Origin of the sequence: Neisseria zalophi, from assembly GCF_008807015.1 — a bacterium.
Taxonomy (GTDB): Bacteria; Pseudomonadota; Gammaproteobacteria; order Burkholderiales; family Neisseriaceae; genus Neisseria; species Neisseria zalophi.
Genome location: NZ_CP031700.1, coordinates 961,917 through 975,710, shown reverse-complemented (window position 1 = coordinate 975,710; position 13,794 = coordinate 961,917). Strand labels below are relative to the sequence as shown.

The following is a 13,794-nucleotide window of genomic DNA, read 5'->3' as shown; positions in this document are numbered from 1 at the left end:
ACAGAGGCCGTCTGAAAACTTTTCAGACGGCCTCTGTTTATATGCCTATTACGGCGTTTGGCTGCTTTTCGCTTTTGAAGCCAACATTGCCCTCAAACCGGCCAGATTGCTTTTACCCTCTTCTTTGCTCACAATCGGTTCGCCGCCTTTTCTACCTAAAATCTTCAAATCGTCTTGCGGCATTTCGTCGATAAAGCGGCTGGGATCGGGAAACTGCCAAGTGCCCTGCCGTTTTCTTTTCACACAGTGGGTCAGCGTTAATTGACGTTTGGCGCGGGTAATGCCGACATACATCAAACGCCGCTCTTCCTCTACATTGGATTCTTCGATACTGTCGGCATGCGGCAACATCCCTTCTTCGCAACCGACTAAAAACACATAAGGATATTCCAGCCCTTTGGAAGCATGTAGTGTAGAGAGTTTCACCGCATCTACTTCGTCTTCGTTTTTTCCTTCCAATAAGGTCATCAAGGCAATGGTTTGGGCGATTTCAATAATATTTTTATCGTCTTGACTGCCTTTGCGCGCCAACCAGTCGGTTAAGTCGGTTACATTGCGCCATTTGATTTCGCCTGCCTTGCCCTCTTCGCTGTTGAGCAAATGGGCTTCATAGGCAATATCGCTAAGCAAATCGTTCACCAATACACCAGCCTCATCACGTTCGGCACGGGCGCGGTATTGCTCCATCAATGCCATAAACTGCTGCAAATGTTCGCGGTTTTGCGTGTTGAGTGTCGATAAGGCTTCCGGTTTTAAAGCTGCTTCATAGAGGCTGCATTCGTGATCATGAGCATAGGCGTTCAGTTTACCCAGCGTCACCTCGCCGATACCGCGCTTGGGTGTGGTTACTGCGCGTAAAAAAGCAGGGTCGTCGTTAGGATTGGCCAATAAACGGATATAGGCCAAAACGTCTTTGATTTCCGCCTTATCGAAAAAACTCTGGCCGCCTGAAAGCTGGTAGGGAATGCGCGCACTGCGTAGCACTTCTTCAAAAATCCGCGCCTGATGATTGCCACGGTAAAGCACGGCAAAATCGGCATATTTGGTTTTATCGCCGCCTACCAGCTTTTGTTTCACAATCTGACTGACCACCCATTCGGCTTCATGCTGCTCATGCTGACACGCCACTACTTTAACGTGCTCGCCCATGCCGAATTGCGACCACAAGGTTTTTTTAAACAATTTGGGGTTGTTTTCAATCACCTTATTGGCCACTTTTAAAATCCGCGCCGTGGAACGATAATTCTGCTCCAACTTAATCACCTTCATTTGCGGATAGTCTTCCTGCATACGGCGCAGGTTTTCAATATCGGCACCGCGCCAAGCGTAAATAGATTGGTCGTCGTCGCCCACGGCGGTAAACATGCCCTCTGCCCCGGTTAACAGCTTCATCAACGTATATTGGCAGGCATTGGTATCTTGGCACTCATCCACCAACAGATAGCGCAGCCGCAACTGCCACTTATGGCGGATATCGCTGTTTTGCTGCAATAAAACGGCCGGCAGGCGGATTAAATCGTCGAAATCCACCGCCTGATAACTTTCCAAAGTCGCCTGATAACCGGCATATAGTTTGGCTGTTTGGCTTTCCCATTCATTTTCGGCCGTCTGAAAAGCTTCTTCGGGGGTTTGCAAATCGTTTTTCCACAAAGAAATCTGATGGCGGGCTTTATAAACGGCTTCTTTGCCCGCACTGCCCAACAGCTCGCTGATAATTTTGGCGCTATCGGTGCTATCGAGAATGGAAAAGTTTTTTTTGTAGCCGATATTGGCCGCTTCTTCACGCAAAATCCGCATACCGAGCGAGTGAAAGGTACAGATAGTCAAGCCGCGGGTCTGGTTTTTCGGCAACATTTTCCCCACCCGCTCCTGCATTTCTTTGGCGGCTTTATTGGTAAAAGTGATGGCGGCGATTTGATGGGCAGGATAGCCGACGCTGGTAATCAAATATTTGATTTTCTGCGTAATCACACCGGTTTTGCCGCTGCCGGCACCGGCTAAAACCAGCAAAGGACCGCCGAGATATTGCACGGCTTGCTGTTGTTGCGGATTGAGTTTCATGAAGAATAAGGCCGTCTGAAAAAATGCGGACTTGATTATAACATTTTGCACTCTGCCCCACTGCCATAGCAAACGCTGAGCATAGGTTTTCCCGATTGGCTTTATTTATTTTTGCACAGCGGCGCTACTTAAGCGCAAGGCTTCGGGTTAAAATACGGGCTTTGCGGCGTGCTATACCGTATTCATAAACGGATATATGCTGCGGTTTCCCCATACTGTTAAGGCCGTCTGAAAACAATCGGCATTCAGACGGCCTACTATTTCCAAAGGATATTAAATGACTGCTATTCTGGTTGCACTCGGCCTGATTGCCCTCATCGTCGGCCTGCTTGGTACAATTTATCCCGCCATTCCCGGCTTGGGTTTGATGTTTGGCGGGGCATGGCTGCTGGCCTATGCGGACGGCTATCATATTATCGGCACCAATACGCTGATTTTTCTCGCCGTCGTCACCATACTAGGCACAGCAACCGATTATGTGGCGGGGATGCTGGGGGCCAAATTTACCGGTGCCAGCAAAACAGCCATCTGGGGTGCGCTCATCGGCGGTATTATCGGGGCATTTTTTTCACTGCCCGGCCTGTTATTAGGCCCCTTGCTTGGTGCAGGCATTGGTGAATTTTGGGCGCGCAAAGATTTATGGTCGGCGGGCAAAGTCAGCATTGGTACGTTTATCGGCTTTATTATCGGCGTTATCGCTAAGGTTGGCTGTGCACTCACTATTTTGATGACACTTATCGTATTGGGTATTATCAGCCTGTTTTAATATCAATATAGCCAAAGGCCGTCTGAAAAATTTTCAGACGGCCTTTGGCTATAACATACTTTATTTCATTAAGTGCCCCAACACACCCGCCGAAACCACACCGACCAATACCGTCGGCAGCATCCCCCAGCGGCTGGCAGCAAAAACTGTTAACGCCAGCGCAATCAACTCACTCGGTTTGTCGGACACAAAATACGGTGCAATCACGGCAATCAATACACAACCCGGCGCCGCATCAGCAACCGCTGCCGCACGCTTGCTTAAGGTTCGGTTGCGCAAGGCAAAAAAGCCGATTAAACGGGTGAAGTAGGTCACCGCCATCATGCCCAAAATCGTGAGCAGCGAAGCCCATGAAATCATGATTTACCCACCTGAATATAGGTTGCCAACAGCCCCGCCAGTGCACCTGCGGGCACATACCAAGCCCCGTCTATATTCACATACACCACAATCGCGGTAAGAAAACTCACCAGCCACGGCAAGGCAGCAGAAAAACCTTTCCACAAACTGCGCAGCAACACCAAAAACACCGCCGGAAACGCCATGCCGAAGCCCCATGCCGCCACATCGCCGAATTGCGGCCCCACCGCCGCACCAATGCCGGCAAACGGAAACCAGACAAAATAAACCGTTAGGCTCACGCCTATGTAATAAGCCAAACTAAACGGCTGCTCCCCCGATTTTTTACGCTTATTGATATCGGCCAAACTCAACGCCCAGCTTTCATCGGTCATAAAAAACAAGGCCGGCAAAACTTTCTTCAGCGGCAGTCCTTTTAAATAAGGCGTTAAGGCCGCCCCCATCAGAATATGGCGGGTATTAATCATGAGCGTTACCGCAATAATCAACAGCACCGGCAACGGATCCGCCCACAAACCGACGGCGGCAAATTCCGATCCGCCGGCAAAATTCAATCCCGTCATCAGCATCATTTCCAGCCAGCTTATTCCCTGCTGACTGCCCTGTACGCCCAAAATTAAAGCAAACGGCAATAATCCGATGGTAACAGGCAGGCATTCTTTTATACCGCGCTTAAACTCCGCCACAGGGGAATCGGAAACATTCATAATCAATACTCGGAAAAATAAAGAACAACATGATAATAAGGCCGTCTGAAATATTTTCAGACGGCCTATACACCCTTAAACCGCTTAACCGTAGCGGCGTTGGAATTCTTCCATAAACGCAATCAAAGCTTCCACGCCTTGCAAGGTCATGGCATTGTAAATGCTGGCACGCATACCGCCCATGGTTTTATAACCGCGCAGCAACTGCAAACCGCGGGTAGTCGATTCTTGTGCAAACAATTCATCCAAACGTTTGTCGCCGGTGGTAAAAATCACATTCATTTTAGAACGCGCACCCGGATGAACATTATTGATATAGAAACCGCCGCTGTTATCAATTGCTTCATATAATGTTTTGGCTTTCAGCGTATTGATGGTTTCCATATGCGCCACCCCGCCTTGCGACTGCAACCAGCGGAACACCAAGCCGGAAATATAAATCGGATAAGTAGCCGGCGTGTTATACATACCTTGTTTTTGAATATGAGATTTGTAGTTCCATACATCGGGAATGCGGTCGGAACATCTGTCTAATAAATCTTCGCGAATAATTACAATCGTCGCTCCAGACGGGCCGATATTTTTCTGAGCACCGGCATAAATCACACCGAAATCAGAAACATTAATCGGGCGCGACAAAATTTCGCTCGACATATCGCAAACCAGCGGCGGCATATCGTCGCCCAGTTTGGGCACTTCCCGATACTGCACACCGTGTACGGTTTCGTTAATCACAAAATGTACGAACGCAGAATTTTTATCAATATCCCAAGAGTTCACCGGCGGCAGGTTGGTGTAGTTAAACATCTTCCCACCATCGGCCGCCAGGTGAATTTCCGCATCGGACAATTTACCCATTTGAGAATGGGCGATAGCAGACCAATTGCCCGTTACCACAGAATCCACACGCTTAAAACCATTCGCAAAATTCATCACCACCATATTAAATTGCGCGCTGGCACCACCTTGTAAAAACAATACCTTATAGTTATCGGGAATATTTAACAATTGGCGCAAGTCTTGTTCGGCATGATACAAAATGCTCATAAACACTTCGGAACGGTGACTCATGGTCATCACCGAGAAACCCGTGCCGTTGTAGTCAAACATTTCATTTTGAGCCGTGCTCAATACGGAATCCGGCAAAATGGCCGGGCCGGCGGAAAAGTTATAAATCGGGGGTAACATATTGGTTGTGCCTTTTTCTTCTGATTGGGTTGCAAGCCGGCATACTCCGGCAATATCACGGAAAATATACGGTTGACGCTGGATTCTAGACGCTGAAAGGGCTTTCCGCAAGATGGTAAACGGTATTTTGTACTGAAAACTCAATTTTTTTATTTAGTGAATTTTATTAAAAATATATATTTTAAAGATATTAAACAGTTTATATCACTAAAAATATATTTATTTTTATATTTATCCACTAAATAAATAGATTAACACAAGATATATCGATAATAATAAAACAGGCCGTCTGAAAGCTTTTCAGACAGCCTGTTTTATAAGATTCCAAGTACTATCCCGCTTCTTTAACGGATAGATTGCTATTGTCAGATTCCGGTGCATCTTGATTAACCGATACCAACAACTGATCGATTTTAAAATTCTCCGTATCGATAATTTCAAATTTATATTTATCGAAAATCACAAAATCGGTTTTCTTTGGAATCTTCCGCAACGAATACATCATAAAACCGCTTAAGGTTTCATAATTTTCCGCATCTGGAAATATAGGAATATCCAATGCCCGCATCACATCTTCCATAGGCGTGGCACCGTCTATCAGCCAAGAAGTTTCATCACGCCGGATAATCTGCGGTTCTTCTTCTGTCGCCACCAATTCGCCCATCACAATATTCATCACGTCTTTCAACGTCACCACACCCACTACCAAAGCGTATTCATTAATAATCACCGCAAAATCTTCACCGGCATTTTTAAATGTTTCCAATACTTCGTATAAAGACAAGGTGTCGGGAATAAACAAGGCTTTGCGCAATACCCTACGATCAATCGGGCGGATATTTTTTTCTTTCAGATAAAGCGTTAGAAACGTATGCGATTCGATATAACCAAGCACTTTTTCCAATTCGCCGTCGCACACCAGAATTTTGGCGTGCGGCATTTCATCCATTTTGGCCAACACGCTGTCCATATTATCGTCTTTATCGACATAAACAATATGTTCGCGCGTGTTCATGGTTGAAGTTACCGTGCGCGTTTGCATATCGAAAATATTTTCAATCAGATAATGTTCCTGCTGCTTTAATACCCCCGCCTGCGCGCCAGCATCCACTACCGCATAAATATCTTCTGAAGTCAGTTGATCCGTGCGTACCGTTGAAATTCTCAATGACCGGAATAGCAGATTAGCCATACCGTCGAATAAAAATACCAACGGCTTCAAAATAAAAATCAACAACATCACCGGACGCACCACGCGCACTGCCACGCGTTCGGGGTTAATCATGGCGAAGCGCTTGGGCATCAGATCAGCGAATAAAATAAACACCGCCGTAACCAATAAAAAAGACAATAAAGATGCCGCAGATTCCCACCCTGAAGATATGCCGTAACGGCTGAATAATTGACTGAAAAAAGGACGGATAGCCGCTTCACCGATAATACCGCCCAAAACCGCAACCGCATTCAGGCCGATTTGAACAATCGTAATAAAGCTGCCCGGCTGCTCCTGCATCGCCAACACTTCCAATGCACGCACATCCCCTTCTTTACCCATCACCTGTAATTTGATTTTGCGCGAAGATGCAAGTGCTAACTCGGCGGCGGAAACAAACCCACTCATTAGAATCAATAAGAATAAAACAAAACCGGCTTCGAGAATACTCATAAAAAATAATAATTTGTTTTAGATAGTTGGAATTGTAGCATTTAATCCGCTACTCGTTCTAAGCTTTATAAAATAATAATCACCATAAAATGATTTGTTTATTGCTTGAATATGAACTTAACACATTAAACACATTAAAATTTATTAAAACCCAATAAGTAGATATCATCAACCAATCTTTTTTATTTGACTGCTTATCCTAATAACACAAAAAACCGCCGTAATCCGGCGGTTTTTTCTAACAAATATTACCGATTTATTTATCAATAGTACCCGGTTGTAACACAATGTGTTTCACTTCTACGAATTCGCTAACGCTGGTCATACCGCGCAGACGGCCGACACCACTTTGTTTGTAACCACCTTCTTCAAATTCGTCACGCATAACAACCCAGTCGTTAATCCAAACGGTACCGGCTTCGATTTCACGACCAACGCGTAAAGGACGGTCAACGTCTCTGGTCCAAATACTTGCTGCCAAGCCGTATTCGGTTGCATTGGCTTTCTCAACGGCTTCACGCTCTGTTTCGAATACTTCCAAAGTCAACACGGGGCCGAAAACTTCTAATTGAACGATATCGGCTTGACTGTCATTCACTTCCAACAAAGTAGGACGGTAGAACGCACCTTTAGCCAATTCACCTTCAGTGTAAGGACCGCCGCGAACCAATGCTTTCGCACCTTTGGCAATCGCATCTTCCACCATGCCGTTCACACGTTGAACATTTTTCATGTCAATCAAGGCACCCATATCGTATTGCGGATCCATTGCCGGGCCGACTTTCACTTGAGACAATGCTTCAGACAGGCGTTTGCGTACTTCGTCGGCAATACCTTTTTGTACCAAAATACGGCTACCGGTCATACAGAATTGTCCTGAGAATACAGTCAGTGCTTTAACTGCTTTAGGAATCAGGGCATCCAAATCGGCATCATCAAACACGATTAACGGTGTTTTACCGCCAAGCTCCAAGCTTAAGCGCTTGAGGTATTTCGCACCTTCCACTTGCAAAGCGCGTCCGGTGCTGGTGCTGCCGGTAAAGCTGATAACGGGAACGGCTGGATTGGAAATCAGAGGCTCCAATACTTCATGGCCGCCGGTCACCATATTAATCACACCTTTGGGCAATGATTTTACGCTGGCTAAAACTTCAGCGATCAAACCGTTGGTTAATGCAGTTTGATCCGGCATTTTCAATACAGTTGTACAACCAACAGCCAAAGCAGGTGCCAAAGAACGGATTAACAAAGCAAGCGGTGAATTCCAAGGTGTGCTGATACCCACCACACCAACAGGCTCTTTCACCAACATAGAATATTTACCAGCACCCCATTCTGCGGCACGACCATAGTCTGTATAAACCGTAGCGGCGGCGAAGTGCAAACCGGGTTTGACAAATTCTGCTTCAAAGCTGGCTTCAGCAAATAATTTACCGTTTTCAGTGGCAATCATAGTAGCCAAATCTTCTTTGCGCGCTTCAAAAGCCTCTGCCATTTCCAACAGAACTTTATGACGCAATTCACGATTGGTTCTCCAATCCGTATTAGCAAATGCTTCTTGAGCGGCTTTGATAGCCTGTTCCGCTTCTTCTTTGCCACCCTTAACGTAGGTGCCAATGACTTCACCGGTAGAAGGGTTAATGGTTTCCCGGTTGCTGCCGGTATTAACCCATTCGCCATTTATCCAATGTTGTGTATGATTTTTTGATGCCATTTTTTCTCTTCCTATTTAACTTACTTCAAATTTACCATAAACGGCCAAATAAATTTAAAAAAATCAAAATGATTAAAAAACTAAGAAATCATATTTCTAAATTTTCATAAAATTAAATTTTATCCGCTATGGTGATATTCCTTCCTTAAAATAAAGAAAGGTGCATTTAATAAACTCAGTATATTTTCTATACAAATAATGGTGAATTACAATATTTTGCTAAAAAAATATAGGTAAAAAAATAATTTTTCATAACAATAATGCGTTATTTATCTTTAAATCTACGTTAACTTTTTTATTTATTATTGTTCACTACACTTATATAAATAATAGCTATATCACTCAATATATCTGTATTTAGGTAAATCACATTAAAAATATACTCAAGGTGATAATATTTATTCTAAATCAACTAAACCATTCCGATACCGGAAACTTCTCGCGCCATCTTAGCCGCTGCGTTATCCGTCATACCGCCGACAAAGTCTAGAATTTTCATATATGCCTGATAGAGTGAATTTTCAAGTGTGACCGGATCATCTTGTTTCAATAATTCCAAAGCCAAAGATTGCCGAGTACTCACTTGGCCTTCCACAATCAAAGCATACACTGCCGGAACCAATAAATCCAATACCGAACCCAAGCATGGGAAAGCCGCAATCTCAGTAATCAATTTGCTTTGATGACGGAAAATACGCGTACGTGCCAATTCTTTGGCTTTTTCAAGCGTATTTTGAACCTCAGGGCTACACAAGGCCAATAAATCTTTTCCTTTAAACGTGCCGCCAAGTAAATCTTGTTGATGTGTCATAAACGTTTGTGCCACATCGTCAATCGCACGTCCGATAGCCATACCGCGCAACATAGCGCAACGTTGGCGGCTGCTTTGTGCCTGCCATGCACCTGCGGTTTCGGTGAACGTTAATTCCGATAAAATGCTTTCCACTTCCGCGTCACCCAACAGCCCGATTTCTACCGCGTCTTCCAAATCCAGCAAGGCATAACAAATATCATCTGCGGCTTCCATTAAATAAGACAAAGGATGCCGTGCCCAACGATCACCACCCTGCTCTAGTAATCCTAACTCTTCCGCCACTCTACGGATAAAAGGCAATTCGGTCTGATAAATATTAAATTTTTTCACGCCGGCAGGGTCAAGTGTTGTCCACGGATATTTCAATAAAGCACCAATCGTTGCTGCCGTTAAACGCATGCCGCCTTTATTGCGATACATTTCCAAGCTGGCCAAAATCCGCAAACTATGTGCATTTCCTTCATAGGTCTGAATATCATTGCGCTCGGCCGTTGATAAGGTATTTAAATAATGACTGTTTGCCGGATTGCGAAACCAATCGCGCAACGCATCTTCACCGGTATGACCGAAAGGCGGATTGCCTAAGTCATGTGCCAAACAAGCCACCTGCACCACCGCACCGATATCGCTCGGGGTATTGCCTTGCGGTAAAAAGCCACCGGCCTGAAGCATAACACCGACACGGTTTCCCAAACTACGCCCGACACTGGCCACTTCAACACTATGCGTTAAGCGGTTATGGGTATGGTCGTGCTCGGCAAACGGATGAACTTGTGTTTTGCGCCCCAAGCGGCGAAATGCGCCGGAAAACACAACCCTATCATAATCAATATGAAAATCCGTGCGTAACGCATCGGCACCCTCTTGGGTTGACGGCGTAATAGTCGGAACGATTTCTCCATCTTTCAAACGGAACCGACGGGTAGAAAGCAATTGCTGCCAATTCATCACACTCATTGTTTATCCGGCCTTCTATAATTTCATAACGAATACAAAATATTCTATTGAATTTTGTTATTTTATCGGGATGACAATCATATTGAATAATAAGGCCGTCTGAAATGTTTCAGACGGCCTTATGGTTTACTTGCCACGCATTAACTCAAAAAAATCATTGTTGTTTTTGGAATCTTTCAGCTTACCGATTAAAAACTCGGTTGCTTCGATTTCATCCATGGGGTGCAGGAATTTCCGCAACAGCCACATACGTTGCAATTGGTCATTCGGTACCAATAATTCTTCGCGACGGGTACCCGATTTATTGATATTAATGGCCGGGAACATGCGTTTTTCAGCCATACGGCGGTCGAGATGCAATTCCATATTACCCGTACCTTTAAACTCTTCATAAATCACATCGTCCATACGGCTGCCGGTTTCTACTAATGCCGTTGCAATAATGGTTAGAGAGCCACCCTCTTCCACATTTCGTGCCGCACCGAAAAACCGCTTCGGACGATGCAATGCATTGGCATCGACACCACCGGTCAAGATTTTTCCGGATGCCGGGACAACCGTATTATAAGCACGAGCCAAACGGGTAATCGAATCAAGCAAAATCACCACGTCTTTCTTATGCTCTACCATGCGTTTGGCTTTTTCCAAAACCATTTCGGCCACCTGAACATGGCGCGAAGCCGGTTCGTCAAACGTAGAAGACACCACTTCACCACGCACGCTGCGTGCCATTTCGGTAACTTCCTCAGGGCGCTCATCAATCAGCAGAACAATCAATTCAACTTCGGGATAATTTGCTGTAATCGCATGGGCAATATTTTGCAGCATTACGGTTTTACCGGTTTTCGGAGGGGCAACCAATAAAGCACGCTGACCGCGACCGATAGGCGAAACCAAATCAATAGCGCGACTGGTTAAATTTTCTTCTGCTTTAATATCGCGTTCGAGCTTGAGTTGCTTTGTTGGGAAAAGTGGAGTGAGATTTTCAAAAAGAATTTTATGTTTGCAAACTTCGGGGTTGTCACCATTAATCGTATCAAGGCGGACAAGGGCAAAATAACGTTCGTTGTCTTTGGGAACACGCACGCTGCCTTCAATCGTATCGCCTGTATGCAGATTAAAACGGCGGATTTGACTTGGCGAAACATAAATATCATCCGGCCCTGCCAAATAAGAAGTATCTGAGCTGCGTAGAAATCCGAAACCGTCGGGTAGGATTTCCAAAGTACCGGAACAGGTGAAAGACTGCCCCTGTTTCATCAGTTGACGGACAATGGCAAAAACAAGATCTTGTTTGCGCAGACGGTTACCATTTTCAATACCGTTCTGTTCGGCCATTTCCAGAAGTTTGGATATATGTTGGGTTTGTAATTCGGAAACGTGCATAATGAATAATTTAGTTGAATAGATAAATCTGATGCCGACAATTATGCCGAAAAAATAATGATGTTAGAAATTTCGGGAACAAGAGTGACGGGATAAAGAACGACAAAATGCTTGTCAGGTTTGAATTGTAGGTAATTGCTTGTAGTGTGTCAAATGAATTTGTATGCTAACAATCAATACTTAATAAACTATTTTTATTAAGATTAAGGCCGTCTGAAATTTTTTAAATTTTTTCAGACGGCCTGAGACCTTTGCGAAACAGTCTTTTACCAAACAGCCGAATTCCAAACACAGGATTTCTGCTGTTTTTTGATTGTAATATCCTCTTTATTTCTTATTAGATGCCTAATAATTAAGCATTTAGTTGTCTTCAACAGGTTCATATTGCTTTCAGATCCAGCCCGAAGCGGACGATTACGATAGAATTGATTCATAATGCCGTTTTTACTTTTTGAATCTAATTGAATCTAACTTTTTTGCCAATCTACGTCAGCCTCAAATTTTTATTCCTTGTTAAAAACCATCTTGAAATTATTTAGACATTAAATTTCAATAGCATATTTTATGCTTGAAATATTTGAGAATAATAAAAACGCTGTGACAAAGCACAGCGTTTTTATTATTCTCAGAATTTAATGGAAGACCATACCACCATCAACAACAATTGTTTGACCAGTAATATAATTAGAATCTTCTCCAGCTAAAAATGAAACGGCATTAGCAACATCTTCAGGTTCTGAGAGTCGTTTTAAAGTAATATCTTTAGCAAATGACTCCATGCCCCATTCGTCGTCTTTACCTGCATTTTTTCCAACTTGATGAGCAATATCAAACATCATTGGTGTTTTAACAATACCAGGCGCATACGCTGTTACAGTAATACCCTCAGGAGCTAGGTCACGAGCAAGTGTTTGAGTGATACCGCGAATAGCAAACTTGGTGCCACCATAAACAGTTAAGTTGGGATTACCCACGCAACCTGCTTGAGAAGAAGCATTGATAATTTTGCCGCCATGATTAAATTTTTTAAAGTATTTATAAGCAGCTTGACTTCCCCAAATAACACCACCAACATTGATTGCAAAAGTTTTTTGAAACACTTCTTCTGTAATTGTATCTAGTGGTGTTGTCGGTGCTATACCGGCATTGTTGACAACAACATGTAGATCACCAAAATTCGATACAATTTTATCAAATGCTTCAAATAATTGATCTCTCTTTGAAACGTCTGCTATAGCGACAAAGGCATCATTTTCAGGAAAATTCTTAGCAGCTGCGTCAGCTGTTTTTTTATCATAATCAATAATACCAATTTTAAAACCATCTTTATGCAGTCGTTTTGCGATAGCAAGGCCAATTCCTTGGCCAGCGCCAGTTACAATAGCTACTTTAACCATATGAACACCTCTTTTGTCCTTGTTTGTTCATTTTAAGTGTAGCACTTTTTAATAGGCTATTCAAATAAATATTAATAGATTATTAAAATAAAAATGGGTTAATTCAAATAAAAACAGGTTAATTTATAAGTAATTTTATTAGATGATTATTCATTTACAAATCAAAATCAAACTCATGATTTTAATATATAAAAATAAAATCCCTTCTCTTTGAAATAATGATTAAGTCTGAGACTCAACCTCTCTCTCTATCTATTTTTCTGAAATAATGGAGCAAAATATTCTCCCATTATTAACTCTTTAACTATTTTGATTTGGAAAACCGTAATCCAAAGTAATACCTTGCTATAGTGTACCTTTGTATCGACCTTCAATTCAGTCAATCTGCTATATTTTCGGGATAAGAATGTACTCGAGTTCGGAAGCGAAAGACTATGCCATTAGCCGAGTAAAAAGGCTTTAAACATAGCCAATAAAGGATAGGCGGGACGACCGCGGCGGCGGTCTCGAATATAACAGGTTGTCTGGCGGTTTAGGTACTATTTTACCGGCTGCCAATCAATCCCCTGCCCAAGCTTTAATAAAGGAAAGCGGTCGATATGTTTGGCAATCATGGCTTGTGCGGTTTGCTGAAAGAAAGCACTCATAAGAAATCCCTTAAATATCTTGGTAAAGAATTTAAGGGATGGGATGTTTAGTTTTTTTTTGCAAAGGTCTCTGCCTATAATAACATTCACATAGAGGCAATACTTTTATTAGTGCTTTTCAACTCAATGCC

10 protein-coding genes and 1 pseudogene are annotated in these 13,794 nt (G+C 43.4%); 1 reads left to right on the top strand and 10 read right to left on the bottom strand.

What is annotated here, in order from left to right; translation table 11 throughout:
- Nucleotides 1-48 precede the first annotated feature (48 nt).
- The gene (gene rep / locus D0T92_RS04455) at nucleotides 49-2,061 is read right to left on the bottom strand and encodes a DNA helicase Rep (RefSeq protein WP_151050602.1); all 2,013 of its coding nucleotides are present in this window, start codon (nucleotides 2,059-2,061) and stop codon (nucleotides 49-51) included.
- 277 nt (nucleotides 2,062-2,338) lie between these two features.
- Here rep and D0T92_RS04450 point away from each other — a divergent pair, with 277 nt between their 5' ends.
- The gene (locus tag D0T92_RS04450; protein ID WP_151050600.1) at nucleotides 2,339-2,827 is read left to right on the top strand and encodes a DUF456 domain-containing protein; all 489 of its coding nucleotides are present in this window, start codon (nucleotides 2,339-2,341) and stop codon (nucleotides 2,825-2,827) included.
- Between the two features lie 60 nt (nucleotides 2,828-2,887).
- Here the strand turns inward: D0T92_RS04450 and D0T92_RS04445 are convergent, their stop codons facing one another.
- The 9 genes and pseudogenes from D0T92_RS04445 to D0T92_RS04405 all read right to left on the bottom strand — a co-directional run.
- On the bottom strand, nucleotides 2,888-3,187 hold the full coding sequence (locus tag D0T92_RS04445; RefSeq protein WP_151050598.1) for an AzlD family protein: 300 nt from the start codon (nucleotides 3,185-3,187) through the stop codon (nucleotides 2,888-2,890).
- Entirely contained in the window at nucleotides 3,184-3,894 is a 711-nt protein-coding gene (locus D0T92_RS04440) for an AzlC family ABC transporter permease (protein WP_151050596.1), read from the bottom strand. Before D0T92_RS04440 ends, D0T92_RS04445 begins: the two co-directional genes overlap by 4 nt.
- An 84-nt stretch (nucleotides 3,895-3,978) precedes the next feature.
- A complete protein-coding gene (gene serC / locus D0T92_RS04435; RefSeq protein ID WP_151050594.1) occupies nucleotides 3,979-5,082 on the bottom strand; it encodes a phosphoserine transaminase in 1,104 nt (367 codons plus the stop codon).
- Between the two features lie 331 nt (nucleotides 5,083-5,413).
- Nucleotides 5,414-6,748: a hemolysin family protein gene (locus D0T92_RS04430; RefSeq protein ID WP_151050592.1), complete on the bottom strand. Its 1,335-nt coding sequence runs from the start codon at nucleotides 6,746-6,748 to the stop codon at nucleotides 5,414-5,416.
- 256 nt (nucleotides 6,749-7,004) lie between these two features.
- Entirely contained in the window at nucleotides 7,005-8,462 is a 1,458-nt protein-coding gene (locus D0T92_RS04425; RefSeq protein ID WP_151050590.1) for an aldehyde dehydrogenase family protein, read from the bottom strand.
- A 412-nt stretch (nucleotides 8,463-8,874) separates the two neighbouring features.
- Complete coding sequence (locus tag D0T92_RS04420; protein ID WP_151052972.1) at nucleotides 8,875-10,224, bottom strand: deoxyguanosinetriphosphate triphosphohydrolase; 1,350 nt, start codon at nucleotides 10,222-10,224, stop codon at nucleotides 8,875-8,877.
- Nucleotides 10,225-10,359: 135 nt separating this feature from the next.
- Nucleotides 10,360-11,619 (bottom strand): transcription termination factor Rho, encoded by a 1,260-nt coding sequence (gene rho, locus D0T92_RS04415; protein WP_151050588.1) that lies wholly within the window; start codon nucleotides 11,617-11,619, stop codon nucleotides 10,360-10,362.
- A 632-nt stretch (nucleotides 11,620-12,251) separates the two neighbouring features.
- Nucleotides 12,252-13,016: a (S)-acetoin forming diacetyl reductase gene (locus tag D0T92_RS04410; protein ID WP_151050586.1), complete on the bottom strand. Its 765-nt coding sequence runs from the start codon at nucleotides 13,014-13,016 to the stop codon at nucleotides 12,252-12,254.
- Nucleotides 13,017-13,459: 443 nt separating this feature from the next.
- A pseudogene (locus D0T92_RS04405) lies at nucleotides 13,460-13,663 on the bottom strand (IS5/IS1182 family transposase); the annotation flags it as partial.
- Nucleotides 13,664-13,794: the final 131 nt, after the last annotated feature.

Coding starts and splice junctions, on each gene's coding strand:
- rep (WP_151050602.1), bottom strand. CDS start 2,061: ATGAAACTCAATCCGCAACAACAGCAAGCCGTGCAATATCTCGGCGGT.
- D0T92_RS04450 (WP_151050600.1), top strand. CDS start 2,339: ATGACTGCTATTCTGGTTGCACTCGGCCTGATTGCCCTCATCGTCGGC.
- D0T92_RS04445 (WP_151050598.1), bottom strand. CDS start 3,187: ATGATTTCATGGGCTTCGCTGCTCACGATTTTGGGCATGATGGCGGTG.
- D0T92_RS04440 (WP_151050596.1), bottom strand. CDS start 3,894: ATGAATGTTTCCGATTCCCCTGTGGCGGAGTTTAAGCGCGGTATAAAA.
- serC (WP_151050594.1), bottom strand. CDS start 5,082: ATGTTACCCCCGATTTATAACTTTTCCGCCGGCCCGGCCATTTTGCCG.
- D0T92_RS04430 (WP_151050592.1), bottom strand. CDS start 6,748: ATGAGTATTCTCGAAGCCGGTTTTGTTTTATTCTTATTGATTCTAATG.
- D0T92_RS04425 (WP_151050590.1), bottom strand. CDS start 8,462: ATGGCATCAAAAAATCATACACAACATTGGATAAATGGCGAATGGGTT.
- D0T92_RS04420 (WP_151052972.1), bottom strand. CDS start 10,224: ATGAATTGGCAGCAATTGCTTTCTACCCGTCGGTTCCGTTTGAAAGAT.
- rho (WP_151050588.1), bottom strand. CDS start 11,619: ATGCACGTTTCCGAATTACAAACCCAACATATATCCAAACTTCTGGAA.
- D0T92_RS04410 (WP_151050586.1), bottom strand. CDS start 13,016: ATGGTTAAAGTAGCTATTGTAACTGGCGCTGGCCAAGGAATTGGCCTT.